The 20693-nt window shown below is 68.9% G+C and carries 24 protein-coding genes and 1 pseudogene; 10 read left to right on the top strand and 15 right to left on the bottom strand.

What is annotated here, in order from left to right; all coding sequences use genetic code 11:
* Positions 1–187: pseudogene (locus tag HOV91_RS33155) on the bottom strand (D-alanyl-D-alanine carboxypeptidase family protein); the annotation flags it as partial.
* Between the two features lie 123 nt (positions 188–310).
* On the opposite strand from HOV91_RS33155, the gene HOV91_RS33150 reads away from it, so the two are divergent.
* Entirely contained in the window at positions 311–1822 is a 1512-nt protein-coding gene (locus HOV91_RS33150) for a DHA2 family efflux MFS transporter permease subunit (RefSeq protein WP_174189206.1), read from the top strand.
* Positions 1812–2411, top strand: a complete 600-nt coding sequence (locus HOV91_RS33145; RefSeq protein WP_174189205.1) for an acyl-CoA-like ligand-binding transcription factor — start codon at positions 1812–1814, stop codon at positions 2409–2411. Before HOV91_RS33150 ends, HOV91_RS33145 begins: the two co-directional genes overlap by 11 nt.
* A gap of 8 nt (positions 2412–2419) precedes the next feature.
* Here the strand turns inward: HOV91_RS33145 and HOV91_RS33140 are convergent, their stop codons facing one another.
* Both HOV91_RS33140 and HOV91_RS33135 read right to left on the bottom strand, forming a co-directional pair.
* The gene (locus HOV91_RS33140; RefSeq protein WP_174189204.1) at positions 2420–3319 is read right to left on the bottom strand and encodes a phenylalanine 4-monooxygenase; all 900 of its coding nucleotides are present in this window, start codon (positions 3317–3319) and stop codon (positions 2420–2422) included.
* A gap of 127 nt (positions 3320–3446) precedes the next feature.
* Positions 3447–3980 carry a DUF4396 domain-containing protein gene (locus HOV91_RS33135; RefSeq protein ID WP_174189203.1) on the bottom strand — a complete coding sequence of 178 codons (534 nt, stop codon included), beginning with the start codon at positions 3978–3980 and terminating at the stop codon, positions 3447–3449.
* 106 nt (positions 3981–4086) lie between these two features.
* Between HOV91_RS33135 and HOV91_RS33130 the strand changes: the two genes are divergently transcribed.
* Positions 4087–4284, top strand: a complete 198-nt coding sequence (locus HOV91_RS33130) for a type II toxin-antitoxin system VapB family antitoxin (RefSeq protein WP_174189202.1) — start codon at positions 4087–4089, stop codon at positions 4282–4284.
* Here the strand turns inward: HOV91_RS33130 and HOV91_RS33125 are convergent.
* A complete protein-coding gene (locus tag HOV91_RS33125) occupies positions 4281–4613 on the bottom strand; it encodes a DUF6881 domain-containing protein (RefSeq protein WP_174189201.1) in 333 nt (110 codons plus the stop codon). The two genes, HOV91_RS33130 and HOV91_RS33125, sit on opposite strands and share 4 nt — an antisense overlap.
* 313 nt (positions 4614–4926) lie before the next feature.
* On the opposite strand from HOV91_RS33125, the gene radC reads away from it, so the two are divergent.
* Both radC and HOV91_RS33115 read left to right on the top strand, forming a co-directional pair.
* The gene (radC, locus tag HOV91_RS33120; protein ID WP_174189200.1) at positions 4927–5610 is read left to right on the top strand and encodes a RadC family protein; all 684 of its coding nucleotides are present in this window, start codon (positions 4927–4929) and stop codon (positions 5608–5610) included.
* Positions 5611–5742: 132 nt separating this feature from the next.
* Positions 5743–5925, top strand: coding sequence for a hypothetical protein (locus HOV91_RS33115; protein WP_174189199.1), 183 nt, complete (start codon positions 5743–5745; stop codon positions 5923–5925).
* A 248-nt stretch (positions 5926–6173) separates the two neighbouring features.
* Here the strand turns inward: HOV91_RS33115 and HOV91_RS33110 are convergent, their stop codons facing one another.
* From HOV91_RS33110 to sdhC, 4 genes are read right to left on the bottom strand one after another with little or no spacing between them, the layout of a single operon-like run.
* A complete protein-coding gene (locus HOV91_RS33110) occupies positions 6174–6947 on the bottom strand; it encodes a succinate dehydrogenase iron-sulfur subunit (protein WP_174189198.1) in 774 nt (257 codons plus the stop codon).
* Positions 6947–8746 (bottom strand): succinate dehydrogenase flavoprotein subunit, encoded by a 1800-nt coding sequence (sdhA, locus tag HOV91_RS33105; protein ID WP_174189197.1) that lies wholly within the window; start codon positions 8744–8746, stop codon positions 6947–6949. Before sdhA ends, HOV91_RS33110 begins: the two co-directional genes overlap by 1 nt.
* A gap of 16 nt (positions 8747–8762) precedes the next feature.
* A complete protein-coding gene (locus tag HOV91_RS33100; protein ID WP_174189196.1) occupies positions 8763–9194 on the bottom strand; it encodes a succinate dehydrogenase hydrophobic membrane anchor subunit in 432 nt (143 codons plus the stop codon).
* A 1-nt stretch (position 9195) separates the two neighbouring features.
* Positions 9196–9594, bottom strand: a complete 399-nt coding sequence (gene sdhC, locus HOV91_RS33095) for a succinate dehydrogenase, cytochrome b556 subunit (RefSeq protein WP_174189195.1) — start codon at positions 9592–9594, stop codon at positions 9196–9198.
* 279 nt (positions 9595–9873) lie between these two features.
* Here sdhC and HOV91_RS33090 point away from each other — a divergent pair, with 279 nt between their 5' ends.
* The 4 genes from HOV91_RS33090 (at position 9874) to HOV91_RS33075 (ending at position 13764) form a co-directional block, all read left to right on the top strand.
* Positions 9874–10275, top strand: coding sequence for a cytidine deaminase (locus HOV91_RS33090; RefSeq protein WP_174189194.1), 402 nt, complete (start codon positions 9874–9876; stop codon positions 10273–10275).
* Positions 10276–10342: 67 nt separating this feature from the next.
* Positions 10343–11632 (top strand): thymidine phosphorylase, encoded by a 1290-nt coding sequence (locus tag HOV91_RS33085; RefSeq protein ID WP_174189193.1) that lies wholly within the window; start codon positions 10343–10345, stop codon positions 11630–11632.
* 290 nt (positions 11633–11922) lie between these two features.
* Positions 11923–13020 carry an adenosine deaminase gene (locus tag HOV91_RS33080; RefSeq protein ID WP_174189192.1) on the top strand — a complete coding sequence of 366 codons (1098 nt, stop codon included), beginning with the start codon at positions 11923–11925 and terminating at the stop codon, positions 13018–13020.
* Positions 13021–13107: 87 nt separating this feature from the next.
* On the top strand, positions 13108–13764 hold the full coding sequence (locus HOV91_RS33075; protein ID WP_174189191.1) for a hypothetical protein: 657 nt from the start codon (positions 13108–13110) through the stop codon (positions 13762–13764).
* Here the strand turns inward: HOV91_RS33075 and HOV91_RS33070 are convergent, their stop codons facing one another.
* The 5 genes from HOV91_RS33070 to HOV91_RS33050 are packed head-to-tail and all read right to left on the bottom strand — an operon-like array spanning position 13765 to position 17164.
* On the bottom strand, positions 13765–15021 hold the full coding sequence (locus HOV91_RS33070; RefSeq protein WP_174189190.1) for a SatS C-terminal domain-containing protein: 1257 nt from the start codon (positions 15019–15021) through the stop codon (positions 13765–13767).
* A 26-nt stretch (positions 15022–15047) separates the two neighbouring features.
* Positions 15048–15395 carry a YbaB/EbfC family nucleoid-associated protein gene (locus HOV91_RS33065; protein WP_174189189.1) on the bottom strand — a complete coding sequence of 116 codons (348 nt, stop codon included), beginning with the start codon at positions 15393–15395 and terminating at the stop codon, positions 15048–15050.
* The gene (locus HOV91_RS33060) at positions 15392–15733 is read right to left on the bottom strand and encodes a hypothetical protein (protein ID WP_067803443.1); all 342 of its coding nucleotides are present in this window, start codon (positions 15731–15733) and stop codon (positions 15392–15394) included. The genes HOV91_RS33065 and HOV91_RS33060 overlap by 4 nt, the downstream gene beginning before the upstream one ends.
* Positions 15730–16839 (bottom strand): C40 family peptidase, encoded by a 1110-nt coding sequence (locus tag HOV91_RS33055; protein WP_174189188.1) that lies wholly within the window; start codon positions 16837–16839, stop codon positions 15730–15732. The genes HOV91_RS33060 and HOV91_RS33055 overlap by 4 nt, the downstream gene beginning before the upstream one ends.
* Before the next feature lie 4 nt (positions 16840–16843).
* On the bottom strand, positions 16844–17164 hold the full coding sequence (locus HOV91_RS33050; RefSeq protein WP_174189187.1) for a type VII secretion target: 321 nt from the start codon (positions 17162–17164) through the stop codon (positions 16844–16846).
* A gap of 145 nt (positions 17165–17309) precedes the next feature.
* On the opposite strand from HOV91_RS33050, the gene upp reads away from it, so the two are divergent.
* Entirely contained in the window at positions 17310–17933 is a 624-nt protein-coding gene (gene upp / locus HOV91_RS33045) for a uracil phosphoribosyltransferase (RefSeq protein WP_174189186.1), read from the top strand.
* A 15-nt stretch (positions 17934–17948) separates the two neighbouring features.
* On the opposite strand, the gene HOV91_RS33040 is transcribed toward upp, so the two are convergent.
* Both HOV91_RS33040 and HOV91_RS33035 read right to left on the bottom strand, forming a co-directional pair.
* On the bottom strand, positions 17949–19445 hold the full coding sequence (locus HOV91_RS33040; RefSeq protein WP_174189185.1) for a phospho-sugar mutase: 1497 nt from the start codon (positions 19443–19445) through the stop codon (positions 17949–17951).
* A complete protein-coding gene (locus HOV91_RS33035; RefSeq protein ID WP_174189207.1) occupies positions 19446–20225 on the bottom strand; it encodes a purine-nucleoside phosphorylase in 780 nt (259 codons plus the stop codon).
* Positions 20226–20693 lie beyond the last annotated feature (468 nt).

Genomic DNA, 20693 nt, shown 5'->3' with positions numbered 1-20693 from the left:
GCGCGGGCACCTCGGAGGCATCGATCGGCGCGGGCGGCAACGTCTTCTGCGGGCAGCCGTCGGTGTTCGGCGTGGTGAACGGCGTGGTGGTGGCCGGCTCGGCCAGGCACGGCGCGGCCGTCGCTCCGATCGCGGCGACAGCCAGCACGACGCCCGCGCAGAGCAAGGCACGGCGAGTGATCTTCATCGCCGATGAGCCTAGCGAGCGGTCGGGCGAGCGCACGCGCCCATTTCACCGGAGAGAATATTGACATTCACACTCAAATGGGAGTTACTATCAAAAAGTTGTAGCTATCATTTCGGAGGAGTCATGAAGAACGACTCGACCCGCCGCTGGCTCGCCCTCGGGGCACTGGCCGTGGCGATGCTGACCATCGGGCTCGACGTCACCGTGCTGACCGTGGCACTGCCCACGCTCGCGGTCGACCTGAACGCGAATACCGCTGCGCTGCAATGGTTCAGCAGCGCCTACACGCTGGCGCTGGCCGCCGTGATGCTGCCTGCGGGCGCGCTCGGTGACCGCTACGGCCGCAAGAAGTTCCTGCTCGCCGCGCTGGTGCTGTTCGGCGTCGCCTCCGTTGCGTGCGCCCTGGCCGACTCGCCCGGACAGCTGATCACGGCCCGGGTCGTGCTCGGGATCGGCGCGGCGGCGATGATCCCGCTGTCGATGTCGGTGCTGCCCGACATGTTTCCCGAGCCGGCGCAGCGGCAGCGTGCGCTCACCATCTGGATCACCTCGACCGCGATCGGCCTGCCACTCGGACCGATCGTCGGTGGATGGTTGCTGCGCAACTTCTGGTGGGGGTCGGTGTTCCTGATCAATGTGCCGATGGTGGTGATCGGCGCGCTGGCCGTCGCGGCGCTGGTCCCGGAATCACGCAGCCCCCAGCGCTTCCGCATTGATCTGCCCGGTGTCGTCCTGTCGATCGCGGGCATGCTCGGGCTCACCTACGGCTTCATCCGGGTCGGCGAACAGGGCTGGGGTGACGGGCCGGCCTGGCTGATCATCGCGGCCGGTGTGCTGCTGATCGGCGCATTCCTGGCCTGGCAGCGCAGGGCGGCGCACCCGCTGATCGATCTGGGGCTGTTCGCCGCACCCGGATTCCGTTCCGGCGCGGTGTTCTCCATCGTGGTGAACTTCGCGATGTTCGGCATGTTCTTCACCGTTCCGCAGTACTTCCAGGCGGTGCTCGGCGTGGACGCGCTCGGCAGCGGGCTGCGACTGCTTCCGCTGATCGGCGGCATCGTGGTCGGCAGCAGGCTGGTGGACAAGGCGCTGGCCAGGCTGGGGGTCCGCGTGGTGATCACCGCCGGGTTCGCGCTGCTCGCGGGTTCACTCGCGCTGGGAGCTCTCACCAGCGTGGACAGCGGCTACGGTTTCGCCGCGCTGTGGCTGACGTCGCTCGGCGCCGGAATGGGCCTGGTGATGCCCGCGGCCATGGGCATGGCGATGGACGAGCTGACCGCGGAGCGTTCCGGCTCCGGTTCCGCGCTGCTACAGGCGTTGCGGCAGGCGGCAGGCACGGTGGGCGTCGCGGTGCTGGGCACTGTGCTGTCCACGCGCTACCGGGCCGAACTCGGGCAGTGGAATCGCGATCCGATCGCCGACGGCGTCAACGCGGGCGTCGCCACAGCCCATCAGCTGGGCGATCCGGCGATGCTGCGGCAAGTGCAGGAGGCATTCCTGGGCGGCATGGGCGCGATGCTGTGGGCCTGCGCCGCGCCGTGCTTGCTGGTGGCCGTGCTGACCGCCGCGTTCGTCCGCACGCGCCCCGGCAGGACGCGGGAGCCGGGTGCGGCAGAATCGATTCATGTCGGTTGAGTTACCCGCGAACGGGACGGCGCAGGGTCTGCGCGAGCGGAAGAAGGAACGGACCCGTCGGAATATTCGCGTCGAGGCTTTCCGGCTGTTCCGTGAGCAGGGCTACAACGAGACGACGATCGAGCAGATCGCGGCGGCCGCCGAGGTCTCGCCGAGCACCTTCTTCCGCTACTTCCCGACCAAGGAACAGCTCGTGCTCGCCGACGATCTGGATCCGCTGATGCTCGAGGCCCTGCGACGACAGCCGCGCGAGGTATCTCCGCTGCAAGCCTTCCGCGGCGCGGTCGCCGAAGTATTCTCGACCCTTCCGCCCGCCGAACTCGCTTTCGAACAGGAGCGGCAGGCGTTGCTGTATCACGTGCCGGAGCTGCGGTCGGCGATCGGCTTGGAGATCGTGCGCAGCATTGATCTGCTCGCGGATCTGCTGGCCGATCATGTCGGCCGCTCCGCCGACGACTTCGAGGTACGGGTGGCGGCGGGCGCGGTGGCGGGCGCCGCCTTGGCCATCTCGACGATCACGCCGATGAACGTGGAGAACATCACGCGCGCATTGGACTTGCTGGAGACGGGCCTACCGATCCAGCCGTGATCTTCGCGCTACTGCACCCCGGCGGCGCTGGCGTGCCGGAACCGATCCGGGGTGTCGTCGTCCATGGTCGCGAAGAAGCCGCCGATCACGTCCTCGATTTCGGCGATCGAGTCCGCGCAGTAGAGAATCGGCTGGTAGTGGGTGATGTCGTAGGTCGCGGTGCCCATCTGGGCGATGTCGAGCGGACGCAGTTCGGCGTGCCGGAACTCCTCGATCTCACCGTAGGACGACAGCAGGCCCGCACCGTAGCACCGGACCTCGCCGCGTTCCCGGACGACGCCGAACTCCATCGAGAACCAGAAGACGTCGGCCAGGAACTTCAGTGCGCGGTCGGTGCTCAGCCGCGCGACCGCCGCGCCGACCGTCGTGTAGATGGCCGCGAAGCGGGGGCTGGCGATCTGGTTGGCATGCCCGATGATCTCGTGGATGGCGTCCGGCTCGGGGGTGTACAACGGCGCGGAATGGTGCCGGATGTACTGCGTGGAATGGAAGACGCGGTCGGCGAAGGAGCCGAAGAACTGCCGTAGCGGCACCAGGCCCGCGGCTGGTGCGTAGCGGAATCCGGTCAGTGGTGCCAGGGCCGCGGACACCTCGTCCAGTTGCGGGATGTGATCGGTGGGCAACGCCAGCGCCTCGGCGGCCGCGAGCACCTCCGCGCTGGCATAGGCGCGATGTTTCCGGGCGAGTTCGGCCGACACGATCCGCCATACCTGCTGCTCTTCGTCGGTGTAGGCGATCCGGGGCAGCGGCTTTCCCGGTGCGTAGTCCAGCGCCAACGCCGCGATCGCGTTGCGCCGGGCTCGGTAGTCGGGGTCGTGCACGCCGGGGTGCTCGTCGCTCAGGTGCACGGTCACGTCGCCATCGCCGGTGCGGGTCACCGGCGAGTACAGCTGCGCCTCGCTGAACATATCTCGATGCAAGCACCGCCGGAACCCGGCGACAACAAAAGCCCGTTCAGCTGAGCAATCTGCCTAGCTGAACGGGCTTCGACGGGTATTCGCGACAGTAGGAATCGCAAATCGCGCGGCCTGCCGATCAGTGCGCGCCGTGCAGCGAATGCACCACCGCGTGGCCTTTGCCGCGCCCGATCAGCCACTTGTTGACCGGCGTGGTCGCCACGAACGCCACCGCGAAGGCGAAGGCGAGGGTGGCCCAGAACAGCGCGCTGTCCAGGTGGGCGTCCATCGCGCCGGGGACGGCCAGGATCACGGCGTTGTCCACGATCTCCATGACCGTGATGGACACGGTGTCGGCGGCCAGGGCCGTGCTGACGGCGGCGGCCAGCGGCAGGCCCGCCCGCAGCACGCCGCGCATGGTGAACGCGTAGCCGAACAGGAACGCGAGCACGATGGCCAGCACCATCGTCGAGGTGTTGTTCCAGCCCAGCGCGGTGCCGATCACCATGCCGAGGACCTCGCCGATGGCACAGCCGGTGAGGCAGTGCAGCGTCGCCACGGCCGCCATACGCCAGGTAGCCGGGGCGTGGTGAGTGCTGTGCTGCGCAGCGCTGTGCGTCGCCTGCGCTGTGTGCGAGGTGTGCTCGCCCGAGTGGTCGTGCCGGTGTTCCATGGCTGGAACTATACCCCCGTAGGGTATTTATGCAAGCCCGGGTTCGCGATTTGCCGGACATGAGCGGGCGCTATGCCGCAAGATGACGAAGTACGAAGGAGGGCGCATGAAATCCGTGCGGATCGATCTCGACCAGGACTTGCTCGCCGCCGCTGCCGCCATCATGGGCACGTCGACCAGCGACGCCACCATCAATGAGGCCCTGCGCCGGATCGTCGTGCACGAGCGCCAGCTGCACAACCTGGAAAGGCTCGCCGCGAAGGCGTTCGCCGAGCTACCTGACGTCGCGCTGGCGGATCGCTAGGCGGTCGGCGACCCGTCGGCGCGGCCGGGCCGGCGGGGCGAGGCGGGCCGTTGCTCCGCGAGAGCGCGCAGCCAGACCTCTTCGAACTCCCGGGCATCGATCTGCAATGCGGTGAACTCGGTCTCGGCATTCAGTTCTTCCGGCGTCGGCACCGGAATCTGCCCGAGTTCGGTCGTGCCGGTGCCGCGACCGGCATCGGCCCAGTCGCCGTGGCCGTCGCGGAACACCTCGACCTTGCGCACCTCGAAGCCGTCGTCACCGATTTCGCTGAACAGCTCGACCGGCTCGTCGTCGAAGTCGTGGTGCCATTGCGCCTTCAGGTACCACATCGCGCATCAACTCCCCAGTTCGTGACCGACTCGGTGACCGAACCGCACATCAGCCAGCATATGGGTCACAGCGCGGTGGGTGGTGGAGTCCGGTGCCTTGCCCGGCTACTTGCGGCCGGAGCCCCGGCGAGTGCCGGTCGGCGTCCCGGGCTGTTCCGAGCGCGGATACAACCAGCTTGCGACGCCCACGGGCGGACGGTCTGATGGCCCAACTGCCGCTCGGTGCGGCTCGCGGAGTAGCGGACGGCCTGGAACTGTCGGTGGTCACTGGCAGAATCCCGGTCACTGTTGGCGTGACCGAGGGGTGGGAGTCATGGCGGTCTCTCTGATCGACGTGCCGGTGGCGCAGCGGCCTCGTGAGCGTTTGCTGGCACTGGGGCCGCACGCGTTGAGCGACGCGGAATTGCTCGCCCTGCTGTTGCGGCAGGGCAGGCGCGGCGCGAGCGCGCTGGATCTGGCGGTGGAACTGCTGGTCGAACACGGCGGACTGGCCGGGCTGGCGTCGGCGCGCCCGGAGGAGTTGTCGCGCAGGGCCGGGATCGGCGCGGCGAAGGCCGCCGCGATCATCGCCGCGTTCCACCTCGGCTCGCGAGCACGCGGCAGGCCCGACACCGCCATCCGGCTGACCAGCCCCGCCGACGTGGCCGCCGCCGCCCGCCCGCAATTCGCGGGCGCCCGCGTCGAGCGCCTCCTCGTGCTGGTCTGCGACGCGCAGAACCGCCTGCGCCAAAAGGTCTTTGTCGCCGAAGGCGCCATCGACCAAGTGGCCGTCCCGGTCCGGGAAATCCTGAACACCGTCCTGCGTCACGACGGCCGAGCCTTCGCCATCGTCCACAACCACCCCTCCGGCGACCCCACCCCCAGCCACGATGATTGCCGCACCACAACCCTGCTCACCGAAGCCGCCCATACCGTAGGCCTCCGCTTCCTGGACCACGTCGTGATCGCCGGGGAGAGATGGGCCCGCGCCCCAGAGCGAGAGTTGCCGAGAAAGTGAGTTTTCGCTGATGCAAATCGATTCGAGTCCGCTCTGCGTGAGGACGGTTGCGGAAAACGGCGGCTGGTCGATCTTTTTGGAGGGCTTCCACTCGGTACGGATGGCGCCAGTGTCGAGGAGGCGGTCGCGGAGATGATCATCGCGCTCCGTGAGTACGCCGACGACTGGCAGGTGCGGCTGCACGATGCACCTGGCCACCGCGAGAACCGCGGGCTCATCTACGCGATTGGCCTCATCGATGACGCAAAGCTGCGGGAGTGGCTGGTCGAGAGCGGTCGCGTCCGAAAAGGTGAGCCGGAAGCCGTAGATCTCTGATTTTCCGGATCCCTTGATCTGCCGTGCGACAGCAGTGCCGGATGGGTTTCTCTCTGGTGTTCTCCGGAATTCGGATGCAAATCCGGCATGGATGGTCACGGGGAACCGCGGGGTGGTGTGCTGACGCGAGTACTGGTCTTCACCGCTGCGGTGAGCCGAGGCGGATTCGACTGCTGAGTGTGGAAACGACGAAGGCCGCCTCCTTCGGATGAGGGAGGCGGCCTTCGTGAACGGCTGGGCCGGGCAGGTCAGCGGGTGAACAGGAGTGCTCGCTTGACTTCCTGGATGGCCTTGGTGACCTCGATGCCGCGGGGGCAGGCGTCGGTGCAGTTGAAGGTGGTGCGGCAGCGCCAGACGCCTTCGACGTCGTTGAGGATGTCGAGGCGTTCGCGGGCGCCTTCGTCGCGGCTGTCGAAGATGAAGCGGTGGGCATTCACGATCGCGGCCGGGCCGAAGTAGCTGCCGTCGCTCCAGTACACGGGGCAGGAGGTGGTGCAGCAGGCGCACAGGATGCACTTGGTGGTGTCGTCGAACCGGGCGCGGTCGGCCTGGCTCTGGATGCGTTCGCGGGTGGGTTCGTTACCCGAGGTCATCAGGTAGGGCTTCACCGCGCGGAACGCGTCGAAGAACGGCTCCATGTCGACCACGAGGTCCTTCTCCACGGGCAGGCCGCGGATCGGCTCGACGGTGACGGTGATCGACTTGCCGCCCTTGGGCAGCATGTCCTTCATCAGCACCTTGCAGGCCAGCCGGTTGACGCCGTTGATCCGCATGGCATCCGAACCGCACACGCCGTGCGCGCAGGAACGGCGGAAGGTGAGCGTGCCGTCCAGGTAGGACTTGATGTAGATCAGCACGTTCAGGAAGCGGTCGGTCGGCAGGACCGGCACCTGAAAGGACTCCCAGTGCGCGCCCTTGTCGTCCTCCGGGTTGAACCGGGCCACCTTGACGGTGATCATCACCGAGCCCTCGGGGACCGGAGCGGGCTTCTGCGAAGAGGGTGCTTCGGCAACAGCAGTCATCAGTACTTACGCTCCATCGGCTCGTAACGGGTCTGCACCACCGGCTTGAAGTCCAGGCGGATGTCCGACAGGAGATCCGAGCCCTCCTTGTAGGCCATCGTGTGCCGCATGAAGTTCACGTCGTCGCGGTCCGGGTAGTCCTCGCGGGCGTGGCCGCCGCGCGATTCCTTGCGGTTGAGCGCGCCCACCACGGTGACCTCGGCCAGCTCGAGCAGGAAGCCGAGCTCGACGGCCTCGAGCAGGTCGCTGTTGTAGCGCTTGCCCTTGTCCTGCACGGTGATCCGGGAGTAGCGCTCCTTGAGCGCGTGGATGTCGGTGAGCGCCTGCTTGAGCGTGTCCTCGGTGCGGAACACCGAGGCGTTGTTGTCCATCGACCGCTGCAGCTCGGTGCGGATGTCGGCCACCCGCTCGTCGCCGTGCTCGCTCAGCAGCTGGGCCAGCCAGTCCTGCACCATCTGCGCCGGGTTCTCCGGCATCTCGACGAACTCGCTGCGCTGCGCGTACTCCGCGGCGGCGATGCCCGCGCGGCGGCCGAACACGTTGATGTCCAGCAGCGAGTTGGTGCCGAGCCGGTTGGCGCCGTGCACCGAGACGCACGCGCACTCGCCTGCGGCGTAGAGACCGGGAACGACGTCGCTGTTGTTGCGCAGCACCTCGCCGCGGATGCGGGTGGGGATGCCGCCCATCACGTAGTGACAGGTCGGGAACACCGGCACCAGTTCCTTCACCGGGTCGACGCCCAGGTAGGTGCGGGAGAACTCGGTGATGTCGGGCAGTTTCTCCTCGAGCACGTCCTCGCCGAGGTGGGTCACGTCGATGTAGACGTAGTCCTTGTTCGGTCCCGCGCCGCGGCCCTCCAGCACCTCCAGCACCATCGACCGGGCGACGATGTCGCGCGGCGCGAGGTCCTTGATGGTGGGGGCGTAGCGCTCCATGAACCGCTCGCCGTCGGCGTTGCGCAGGATGCCGCCCTCGCCGCGGACGGCCTCGGAGATGAGGATGCCGAGCCCGGCCAGACCTGTCGGGTGGAACTGGTGGAACTCCATGTCCTCCAGCGGCAGGCCCTTGCGGAACACGATCGCCATGCCGTCGCCGGTCAGCGTGTGCGCGTTCGAGGTGGTCTTGTACATCCGGCCCGAGCCGCCGGTGGCGAACACGATCGACTTGGCGTGGAAGACGTGCAGTTCGCCGGTGGCCAGCTCGTAGGCGACCACGCCGGTGGCCACCGGGCCGCGCTCGGTCTCGGTGAGGACCAGGTCGAGCACGTAGAACTCGTTGAAGAACTCCACGTCGTGCTTGACGCAGTTCTGGTACAGCGTCTGCAGGATCATGTGGCCGGTGCGGTCGGCGGCGTAGCACGCGCGGCGGACCGGGGCCTTGCCGTGATCGCGGGTGTGGCCGCCGAAGCGCCGCTGGTCGATCTTGCCCTCGGGCGTCCGGTTGAACGGCAGGCCCATCTTCTCCAGATCCAGCACCGCGTCGATGGCCTCTTTGGCCATGATCTCCGCGGCGTCCTGGTCGACCAGGTAGTCACCACCCTTGACCGTGTCGAAGGTGTGCCATTCCCAGTTGTCCTCTTCGACGTTGGCCAGCGCGGCGCACATGCCGCCCTGGGCCGCGCCGGTGTGGCTGCGGGTCGGGTACAGCTTGGTCAGCACCGCCGTCCGAGCACGCGGGCCTGCCTCGATCGCGGCGCGCATGCCCGCGCCACCCGCGCCGACGATGACGACGTCGTAGCGGTGCTCCTGGACAGGCCGAGATTCCCCGGTCCCGATGGTTCGTTCGCTGCGCTCACTCATGCGAGGGGGCCTGTTCCTAACTGATGTTGGGGTCGAAGGTGAAGATGACGTAGGTGCCCACGCTCATGACCAGGATCATCGAGATGGCCAGCAGGGTCTTGAGCCAGAACCGGGTCGAGTCCTTGCGGGAGTAGTCGTCGATGACGGTGCGCAGACCGTTGCCGCCGTGCAGCTGGGCCAGCCACAGCATGCTCAGGTCCCAGAACTGCCAGAACGGGCTGGACCAGCGACCGGCGACGAAGGCGAAGTTCAAGCGCTTCACGCCGCCGTCGAGCAGCAGCATGATCGTCATGTGGCCGAGCACCAGCACGATCAGCAGCAGGCCGGAGAAGCGCATGAACAGCCAGGCGTACTTCTCGAAGTTGTTGTTCGAGCGCGCGCGCGGCGACCGGGGCAGATCCAGGCTGGCCGGACGGTCGTAGGACTTACCGAGAACAGGTGCGGTCATCTCAGTGCTCCGTGAACAGGTAGAAGAACTGGCGCCCGATCGCCGGAACGGCGAGCAGGAACCAGATCGCGAGGATGATCCAGAGCATCAGGCGCTGGTACTTCGGGCCCTTGGACCAGAAGTCCACCAGGATCACGCGGACGCCGTTGAGCGCGTGGAACAGGACGACGACGACCAGGCCCATCTCCATCAACGCCACGATGGGCGTCTTGTAGATCTCGATCGCTTCGTTGTAGGTGTCCGGGCTCACGCGTACCAGGGCGGTATCCAGCACGTGGACGAAGAGGAAGAAGAAGATGGTGACGCCGGTGATCCGGTGCAGCGCCCACGACCACATTCCGGGGTCGCCTCGGTACAGCGTCTTCCGCTTCGGCGGGGCCGGAGCTTCAATCGTGGTCATAGAGTGCGATGCCTCCAACGTCGTTGATGGACCCCGGTTGCAGGTCCGACGCCGACGGCGTTGGGGGCGAATGCCCAGGTGGCTGTACTCCGGCCCGTCGCAGGGGAAACCTGAACCGATCTGTTCTGGACTCTAATCCCCCAGCAATCCCGGAACTAATTCGGCGTACCGTGCGTTGCGCGACATCCAATCGAGTTAGGATTACCTTTCTTGATGTGTACGGGGTTGCGTCGTGGCCTTCGCGCGGCCGTGATCGGGTCGGTCCGAGAGGGGTTCACCATGGCGGAAATCGACTGGAAATTGTTGCGCGACAATGCTTTTCGAGTCATGCAGAATGCCTATGCACCGTACTCGCGGTTTCCGGTCGGCGCGGCGGCTCTCAGTGTCGATGGCCGAATTGTGAGCGGTTGCAATGTGGAGAATGTCTCATATGGATTGGGCCTGTGTGCCGAATGTGTACTCATCGGTAACTTGATTTCGGGTGGCGGAGGACGTCTGCGAGCCGTCTCCGTGACCGATTCCCGGGGTGAAGTTCTGATGCCGTGCGGTCGTTGCCGGCAGTTGCTCTACGAGCACGGCGGGGCCGATCTGCTGGTCGATCACAAAACCGGCGCGGTGCCGTTGCGCACGCTGCTGCCGGACGCGTTCGGCCCGGACGATCTGGACGCCGGACAGGTGTAGCCGAATCCCGCGGTTGCGTCCCATCGGCGAGAACCCGCGGGCACGTCGCCGTGCCACACTGTCGACCGTGACGGCACTGGACGCGGTTTCGATCATCACCACCAAGCGTGACGGCGGCGAGCTGTCGGACGCGCAGATCGACTGGGTGGTCGACGGGTTCACCCACGGCGCGGTGGCCGACGAGCAGATGTCCGCGCTGGCCATGGCGATTGTCTGGCGGGGGATGACCCGGCGTGAGACGGCCAGATGGACCGCCGCGATGATCGCCTCCGGGCGGCGCATGGACCTCACCGGCCTGCCGCGCCCGACCGTGGACAAGCACTCCACCGGCGGCGTCGGCGACAAGATCACGCTGCCGCTCGCGCCGCTGGTCGCCGCGTGCGGCGCCGCGGTGCCCCAACTGTCCGGGCGCGGCCTCGGCCACACCGGCGGCACCCTGGACAAGCTGGAATCCATTCCCGGCTGGCAGGCGGACGTGCCCGCGTCGCGGATGCGCGATCTGCTCACCGATCCGGCCGTCGGCGCGGTGATCTGCGCGGCCGGAGCAGACCTCGCGCCCGCGGATCGGCGGCTCTACGCCCTGCGCGACGTCACCGGCACGGTCGAGTCGATCCCGCTGATCGCCAGCTCGATCATGAGCAAGAAGATCGCCGAGGGCACCGCGGCGCTGCTGCTCGACGTCAAGGTCGGCTCCGGCGCGTTCCTGAAGACACTCGACGGGGCGCGTGAGCTGGCGACCGCGATGGTCGAACTGGGCGACGACGCGGGCGTCCGGACGGTCGCGCTGCTCACCGCCATGGACACCCCGCTCGGCCGCACCGCGGGCAATGCCATGGAAGTCGCGGAATCGGTGGAGGTGCTCGCGGGCGGCGGGCCCGCCGACGTGGTCGAGCTGACCATCGCGTTGGCTCGCGAGATGGTCGCGCTGGCCGGGCTCGACGCCGACCCCGCCGAGGCGCTGGCCGACGGCCGGGCGATGGACCACTGGCGCGCGATGGTCCGCGCCCAGGGTGGCGACCCGGACGCGCCGCTGCCCACCGCGAAACACACCGAGATCGTGCGCGCCCCCGCAGACGGCGTGCTGACCAGGCTCGACGCGCTGAGTGTCGGTATCGCCGCCTGGCGCTTGGGCGCGGGCCGCGCACGTCAGGGCGATCCGGTGCAATTCGGCGCTGGCATCGAGATGCACGCCAAGCCAGGTGATGCCGTGACCGCGGGCCAGCCGTTGCTCACCATGCACACCGACACCCCCGCCGCCTTCACCGGCGCAGCGGCGGCCCTGCACGATGCCGTCACCATCGAAGCCGACGCCTCGCCCAAGCCCGCCCCACTGATCCTCGACCGAATCGTGTCCTGACCGACCTGCGGTCCGGGTTGCGCTTCGTCGGCGGAGGTGCGGCCCCGCAGCGGGCAGTGCGAACCGCATCGGCGCACGGGAGGTCGTCGGATCGGCACGGACGGGCTGCGTGTTCACGGTCGCATGCTCAGCGGCCGGCGCGGTGGGCGCGGGCGCCGGACGGGTGCTGCCGCATCGGGTGGGTCCGGGCGGTGTCCGCTTGTGGACCGGTCCGCATCCAGGGGGCAACGAGAGGGTTGCCACGGCCGCAGTCGGCTGCCGTTTCGGCGCCGTGCGGCTACCGTCGATACATGACTGGACCGATGCCTCTCACTCTCGCCTCGATCCGCCAAGCGCCGAAGGCACTGCTGCACGATCACCTCGACGGTGGTCTGCGGCCCGCGACGGTGCTCGAACTGGCCGCGCACAGCGGCTACGACGACCTACCCGCCACCGACGAGGCCTCGCTCGCGGCCTGGTTCCGCGACGCCGCCGACAGCGGGTCGCTGGAACGGTACCTGGAGACCTTCGCGCACACCGTCGCCGTGATGCAGACCCCGGAGGGCCTGCACCGGGTCGCCCGCGAATGCGCCGAGGACCTCGCCGCCGACGGCGTCGTGTACGCGGAGGTGCGTTTCGCCCCCGAACAGCACTTGGAGCGCGGCCTGACGCTGGACGAGGTGGTGGAACACACGCTGGCCGGATTCCGCGAGGGCGAGGCGGCCGCCGCGGAGCAAGGCCACACCATCGTGGTGACCTGCCTGCTCACCGCGATGCGGCATGCGGCGCGCTCGCGGGAGATCGCGGAACTGGCGGTGCGCTTCCGCGACCGCGGGGTCGGCGGCTTCGACATCGCGGGCGCGGAGGCGGGCTACCCGCCGAGCAGGCACCTGGACGCGTTCGAGTACATGCGCGCGAACAGCGCGCACTTCACCATTCACGCGGGCGAAGCGTTCGGTCTGCCGTCCATCCACGAGGCGCTCGCGTTCTGCGGATGCGACCGGCTCGGCCACGGCGTGCGGATCACCGACGACATCAGCGTGCCCGGAGCGGTGGAGGACGCCCATCTCGGCCTGGTCGCCAACTATGTCCGGGACATGCGCATCCCGCTGGAGCTGTGTCCCTCGTCGAACGTCCAGACCGGCGCCGTGCCCTCGCTGGACAAGCACCCGTTCGACCTGCTGGCCCGGCTGCGCTTCCGGGTCACCGTCAACACCGACAACCGGCTGATGAGCGACACCAGCATGAGCCAGGAGATGCTCAAGCTGGTCGAGACCTTCGGTTACGGCTGGAGCGATCTGGAGCGGTTCACCATCAACGCCATGAAGTCGGCGTTCATCCCGTTCCCCGAGCGGCTGCGGATCATCGACAACATCATCAAGCCCGGCTACGCGGTGCTCATCGGGTAGCGACGATCCGGCGGGGTCACTGCGGTAGGGAAGGAACTTGCGAAGTTCCGGCAGCCGGGCGGCAACTGGGTCGCTAGCGTGGCGAGTATGGCGATCTTGCGCATCCCCCGCCGGTTCAACGGTCCGCCCGACTCCGGCAACGGCGGCTACGTCGCCGGTCTGCTCGCCGAGCAGCGCGGCGAGCAGACGGTGACGGTGATCCTGCGCAGTCCACCGCCGCTGGAGACGCCGCTCGACGTGCGGGACGAGCGGCTCTACGACCGTGACAGGCTGATCGCCGAGTCCAAGAGCGGCGAACTCACGCGGGACGCGCCGCGTCCCGTTCCCCTCGCTGACGCGGCCGAGGCATCGGCCACCTATACGAGCATCGAGATGTTCGCGTCCTGCTTCGTCTGCGGCAGCGGGCGGGCCGACGGGCTGCGCATCGAACCGGGACGAGTCGACGAGGCGCGAGTGGCCGCGCCGTGGGTGCCCGACGACACCGTTCCGCTGAGGCCGCCGCTGCTGTGGGCCGCGATGGACTGCCCCGGCGGCTGGTCGCTGCCCGGCATGCTCGAACGTCCCGCCCTGCTCGGCTCGATGACCGCCACCGTGCACGGGGTGCCCGAGGTCGGGGAGCGCTGCGTGGTCGTGGGCGAGTTCCACGGCGAGCAGGGCCGCAAATGCTGGGCCTCGACCGCGGTCTACGGCGCCGACGAGCGCCTGCTCGGCCAAGCCGAGCAGGTCTGGATCCGGCTGCCCTAGTTACTGCTTGTCGAGCCGGGACTCCAGGTTGCGCTCCAGTTCGCGCCAGGCCTGGGCCTCGGCGGTGAACGGCGGGTTCGGCGCCAACCGGGTGGGGTCGGGGTTGAGCAGATAAGAGACGTACCAGCCCAGCGGGGTGGATTGCGCCAGCGCCTGCTCCACCGTGTCGTCGTCGGCGTAGTCGGCGGCGTCGGTGAACAGCTCGACCGCCAAGTCGAGCTGTTCGATGTCGACCGCCTCCGGGCCTTCGGCCAGGTCCTCGGCAAGACCGGGCAGCACGTACACGTTCTCGTCGGTGACCTCGACCTCCAGCGAACCGTCCACCGCCGCGGTCTGCACGTCGGCGAACGTGCTCACCCGGGCCATATCGTGTTCGTGATCGTCGGCGAGGTAGCGGGCCAGCGCGCGCTCGGAGGGGAAGACCGTGATCGCGCCCTTGGTACCGAGGAAGATCGGTTCGTCGTCCAGGTAACAGCGCAGCGTGAAGACGCTGCCCTCGGACGTCACGATCTTGACCGGGTCGATGCCGACCTCGTGCCAGAACGACTCGTCCTCGTCCTCTTCTTCGTCGTCTTCCTCCGCGTCGAGGTCGACGGGCTCGAACTCCTCGTCCTCGTCGCTGTCGGCCGCGTCGTCGGCGTCGACGACGTTCTCCTCGGCCGCCAGCAGTTCGGCCTCGGCCACCGCGACCGCCTCGGCGTCCACCTCGGGCGTCTGCACGACGGAGTCGATGGCGTCCAGGACGTCGTCCCAGCCCTTGGCGATGGCGGCGCCGATCTGGTCCCACAGCTCCTCGCCGTCGCGGCCGACGAACGCGCTCACGCCGCCGGGCAGCGCGCCGAGTACCGGATGGGAACCGAAGAACTTGGTCACCGTCTCTAGTTCGCACACCTCGCCGATGTTGCGCACCATGCCGAGGGTGTCCTCCAGCTCGGCGACGGTGTCCACATCCGGGTCACCCGCCGCCAGCTCCGGCACGGCGACCAGGTCGAAGGAGAAATTCTCCTCCGGCTCCAGTTCGACTGCCGAGAGACCCGCGACGACCTTCCACGCCGGATGGTCGATCAGGTCGTTGTCGGTGTTGGTGCGGATGAACGCGGCCAGCTCCGCAACGGACTCGAAACCGTAGAGGGCGTCCTCGTGACCGAGGAACGCCTCCCACTCGTCGTCACCGTCTCGCCAGCGCGGTGCCCACAAGGTGACGAGATCGCCGTCGGTCAGGCCGAGCTCGATCGGGACGATGTCTCCAGAAGCCATGTGCGGAAGCCTATCGACCTTCCGCGTCAGGCACTATCCGGCCCGCCCCCATTCGTTCCGGCGGGCGGCTGTCCGGCCGGGACGAACGACTCGTTCAGTGTCGCAACGACCTTGGAACGCTGTGCGCCGGCGTCCTCGGCGGCCTGCCTGCACGCCCAGACGATCAACTGTCCGACCTCGGCGGGCGGCAGCGACGTGACCGCTTCCGACAGCTGGAGTCCGACCATCGCGCCGTCGCTGTTCACCTCGACGCTCACCGCGCCGTCCTCGGAGGTGAAGCGTCCGCGCACCTGCTTCAACCCGTAGAGCGCGGCCTCCAGCGCCTCCAGTTTCTGGGTAGCCGACGCGACCAGGGCGTCCATCTCCGCACTCATACCGGCCTCATCCAGCTCGTCGGTCCCGTGTCCGCGTCATCGATCCGGTCCAGCTCGTCGACCGCCTGCTGGCGGGTGGGCAGGCCGAGCCGGTCGAGGATGTCCGATGGCATGCCCGCCTCGGCGAGCAGTTCGCGCCGCCGCGCCCGGGCCGCGATGGCGGAGCGCTGGGTGAGCCGCAGGATCTCGTTCGCGAGCGACTGTGCGCCGTAGCGGTATTCGCTGCGCTCGAACTTGATCTCCACCGGCATGCCCTGATCGGTCGCGCGGACCGAGATCGTGCCCGACCGATTGCTGCTGGCCGCCACCGTGACATTGGGAACTTGGGGTCGGGTCATGCCGTCGGCCTGTAGAAACCGTAGAAGTCCATGCCTGAGTTCTCCGTTCGAATCGAGCTGATCTGGACCGGGTCACCCGCCTCGACCAACTGCCCGTTACCGATCACCATGGCCACGTGGCCGTCCCAGATCGCGAGGTCGCCGGGCATCAGATCGCCGGCCGACACCGGTGTGGCTCCGTTGCCCTGCTCGGCCGCGAGCCGGGGCAGGTCGACGCCCGCCTCGCCGTAGGCGTACTTGGTGAGCCCACTGCAATCCAGTCCCGCACCCGGGTTGTTGCCGCCCCAGACGTAGGGGGTGCCGACGGCGCCGATCGCCGACCGCACCGCCGTGGCGGCCTGCTCGTTGGGCGCCTCCACGACACTGCCGTCGGGCAGCGTGATCTTCACGCCCTTGCCGTCATCGGCCGTGCCCGACGAGCCGGTGTCCGGCCTGGGCGTACCCGAGGTGTCCGGCGTGCCGCGGGAACCGCGGGAGGACTGCGACTGTAGCGGCGTGGCCATCGCGGTGCTCAGCAGCGAGCCCGCGCTGCTGAGCACGCCGGATGCGGTGGACGTCATCTGCTGCACACCGGCAGCGGGCACACCGGCCAACGACGGGGTGGTCGGCGGCGGGGTCAGCTCGTTCATCGACGCGGTGTGCGTCTGCAATTCGTTCTGGACCCGGCCGACGACGTTGAGTGCCTGGTTCAGATGGTCGATCGCCGAGCCGACGAGCACCGTCAGCCCCTCCGGCGTCGCCAGGACCGGGCCCATGCTCGCCGCGGTGTTCACGAAGGACTGCGCGATGTCGGTGAGATCCTTCTGACCCGTCTCGACCTCGCCCGCGGCCTGGTTGACGACCGTCGCCATCTCGTTGCCGCGATCGGAGATGGTGGCCGCCGAAGTCTGCACGCGCAGCGCCTTGGCGGTGGCCGCGTCGGCGGCGCGGCCGTCCCACGCGGCGTTCATTCCGTTGATGCTGTCGCGGCCCATCTGGTGGATCTGGTCGACCACGCTCGAGGTGCTGCGCAGCGCGTCGGTGGGGCCGCCCGCGGGCAGCACGCCGCTGCCGAAGCTGGCGAGCAGATCCAGGATGGGTTGTGCCAGCGCGTTGACGTCGATCACCGGCTCACTCCAGCTCGCCCGCTGCGTTGCGCAGCGCGCCCGCGCGGGCGGCGTCGGTCTCGGTGAGCACGGTGGCCGCGCCGGTGGCCGCGCCGCCCATACTGGTCAGCACCGCCGACAGCTGGCCGATCGCGGCGACGTGACCGGCGTGCGCCGCGGCGTAGGCTGCCATGAAGTCACCGCCGATCAACCCCATGATCGGGCCCAGCAACGCGGGCTCCGCCGCCGCGGCGCTCGCTCCCGCCGCCGCCATCTCACCCGCCATGACGTGGGCGGTCGCGCCGTAGGCCGCAATGCCCTCGGTGTCCGCCGACATCTTTCGCATCAGAGCTTCCCCCATCTGTCGTTCCCAGGCAGAGTACGTCATCCACTTGGTTCGACGCGCGCGGTTCCGGTTCGGTTCCGCCGCTTCGGAAAAAAAGTCCGGTGGCGTTCGGCGGCGCGCCCGCGGCCGACCTTATCGTTCCCTCATGCGCACCCACACCGTGGATCATCCACTCGCCGCCGCCCTGCTCACCACGATGCGCGACGAGCGAACGGCGAATCCGGCTTTCCGTGCCGCACTGCGTGATCTGACCCGCATCCTCATCTACGAGGCGCTGCGCGACGCGGAGGTCGAGCGTTTCGCGATCGTCACGCCGGTCGCGCCCACCGAAGGCGTCCGGCTGGCCCGGCCGCCGCTGCTGGTGCCGGTGCTGCGCGCCGGGCTCGGCATGGTCGACGCGGCCGCCGAGTTGATCCCCGACGCCAGGATCGGATTCGTCGGCCTGGCCCGCGACGAGGAGACCCACCTGCCGGTGCCCTACATGGAGTCACTGCCCGCCGATCTCGCCGGGCTGCCGGTCTTCGTGCTGGACCCGATGCTGGCCACGGGCGGCTCGATGCGTCACACATTGCAGCTGCTCGCGGCACGCGGCGCCACCGACATCACCGCGGTCTGTGTCGTCGCGGCGCCGGAAGGCATTGCCGCGCTGACGGACTCGGGCCTGCCGGTGCGGCTGGTCACGGCTGTCGTGGACGCGGAGCTGAACGAGAACGCCTACATCGTGCCCGGACTCGGCGACGCGGGCGACCGGCAGTTCGGCCCGCGCTGAACCGGTGCGGGCGGGTCAGAACTGCTGACAGAAGTCGCGCAGCGCCGAAAGTCGCACGCGGGCAGCGGCACGCGCGGCCGGGAGATCGGCGTGCGAGCCGACCGGTTCGACCACCTCCAGATAGCACTTGAGCTTCGGCTCGGTGCCGGAAGGACGAACCACCACGCGGGAGGAACCGCCCTCGAAGATCAGCGCGTCCGTGCGCATCCGGCCCCGCACCTGGAGTTGATCGGTGTACTTCACCGGCTCGCCCGCGATCTCGTCCGGCGGGTTCGCCCGCAACCGATCGACCACGGCCGCGGCGTCGGCGGCCGAGGCGAGCCGCAGCGCCACCTGGTCGCCCGCGTGCAGGCCGAATCGCACCGCGTAGTCGTCGAGTTCGTCGTCCAAGGTGCGGCCCGCCGCCTTCAGCCGGGCCACCAGGTCGGCGACGAGCACGGCGGCGGAGACGCCGTCCTTGTCCCGCACCGCCGCCGGATCGACGCAGTGGCCGATGGCCTCCTCGTAGGCGTAGACCAAGCCGTCGCCCGCGCGGGCAAGCCACTTGAATCCCGTGAGCGTCTCCGCGTAGCGGCCGCCGCGCGCGGGAGCGAGCTTCGACAGCAGCCGCGAGGACACGATGGTCGTCGCCACCAACGCGTCTGCCGGGGCGGTACGCAGCACGCAGTCGCCGAGCAGCACACCGGTCTCGTCGCCGCGCAGCATCCGCCAACCGCCCTCGCGCCGCGGCACGCCCACCGCGCACCGGTCCGCGTCCGGGTCCAGCGCGATCGCCACGTCGGCGCCGACCCGGGCGGCCGTCGCGAGCAGCAGGTCGGCCGCACCGGGTTCCTCCGGGTTCGGGAACGCGACCGTGGGGAAGTCGGGGTCCGGCTCGAACTGCTCCGCGACCACATGGACGTCGGGGAAACCCGCCGCGCCGAGCGCTTCGACCACGAGTTCGCCGCCCACGCCGTGCAGCGGGGTGAGCGCGATCCGAATCCCGGCACGCTCACCCGGTCCGCCGATCCGAGCGGGCAATTCGGCGACGCGGCGCACATAACGCCGCACCACCTCGTCGTCCGAGGGGACGACGGGCGTACGGTCGACCGGCTCGGTCACCGCCTCGATGCAACGCTCGATCTCGGCGTCGGCCGGGGCGATCAGCTGCGACCCGCCGTCGAGATAGACCTTGTAGCCGTTGTCGGAGGCCGGATTGTGCGAGGCGGTGATCTGCACGCCCGCGACCGCGCCCAGCTCGCGCACCGCGTACGCGACCACCGGGGTGGGCAGCGGACGCGGCAGCAGCGTCACCCGAAAACCGGCCGCCGCGAAGATTTCCGCGGTCGCCGCGGCGAACTCGGCGGAACCGTGCCTGGCGTCGCGGCCGACCACCACCGCGCCGCCGCCCAGACAGCGGTCGCGCAGCCACGCCACGATCCCGGCGGTCGCCCTGCTCACCGTGGTGACGTTCATGCCGTCCGGGCCGTCACGCAGCGGCCCGCGCAGACCCGCCGTGCCGAAGCGCAGCATCTACACCCGTTCCAGTACGCCGCGCAGCAATTTGCCGAGACGCGGAGCCGCGGCGTGTCCTTCGGCCAGCACCTCGGCATGGGACAGATGCGCGCCCGTGACGCCCGCCGCCAGATTGGTGACCAGCGAGATGCCCAGCAGCCGCGCACCGAGCGCGCGGCAGGCGATGGCTTCCAGCACCGTGGACATACCGACCAGGTCCGCGCCGAGCGTGCGCAGCATCCGGATCTCGGCGGGAGTCTCGTACTGCGGTCCGGTGAGGCCCGCGTAGACGCCCTCGCTCAGACTCGGGTCGATCTCCCTTGCCAGCGCCCGCAACTCGGGATCCCACGCGTCGACCAGGTCGACGAAGGTCGCGCCCGCCAGCGGCGTGCGACCGGTCAAATTGAGGTGGTCGCTGATCAGCACCGGCTCGCCGACCCGGAGGCCGGACCGGATACCGCCCGCGGCGTTGGTCAGCACCACGATCTCCGCGCCCGCCGCCACCGCCGCCGACACCGGGTGCACCACATCGGCGGGCCGGTAGCCCTCGTACAGATGCTGGCGGCCCATCAGCAACAACACGTCGTTGTCGTCCACCCGCACGGAATGGATCACGCCGACATGGCCCTGCGCGGTCGGCGTCCCGAAGCCGGGCAACTCCGGCATCGACACCGATGCCCGCGGCGCACCGATCTCCGCGGCCGCGTCCTGCCAGCCGGACCCCAGCACCACCGCCACCCGGTGGCGTGACACTCCCGTACGTTCGGCGATCGCCTCGGCGGCCTGTTCGGCAAGCATGATCGTCACGATAGCTGTGTTTGATTGGCCGCGCCTTCGGCGCGGCGGGTTCGCGGCCCCCTTGTGGCTCGCGTTTGCGCGGCCGCCGCTTGCTCCTTCGTCGCGTACGCGGCGGCCGCGCAAACGCGAGCCGGGCCGCGAACGGCGGATGCTCGGTCTCGCTTCGCTCGAAAGTCGTGGTTGGGGTGCGCTGGGCGCGTAGTTGCGGAACTCAGGACATAGCGCACGGCCTGTTCGTGGGCTGGCGGTCTGTGTTGCGGCGTGTTCGGGGCCGTTTTGTGGTTTGTGTGATCGCTGCTTGGTTTGTTGTCGCGGGTGGGGCGGCGGGTGAACGTGGGCCGGGTCGCGGACGGCGGATGCTCGGTCTCATTTCGCTCGGAAGTCATGGTTGGGGGTGCTGGGCGTGGAGTTGTGGAATTCGGGGCTTGGCGTGCGGGTGTTGGTGGCGTGTGGTGTGGCGAGTTGGGG

The organism is Nocardia barduliensis, from assembly GCF_013315795.1.
Lineage (GTDB): Bacteria > Actinomycetota > Actinomycetes > Mycobacteriales > Mycobacteriaceae > Nocardia > Nocardia barduliensis.
This window is presented reverse-complemented; position numbering and strand designations above follow the sequence as displayed.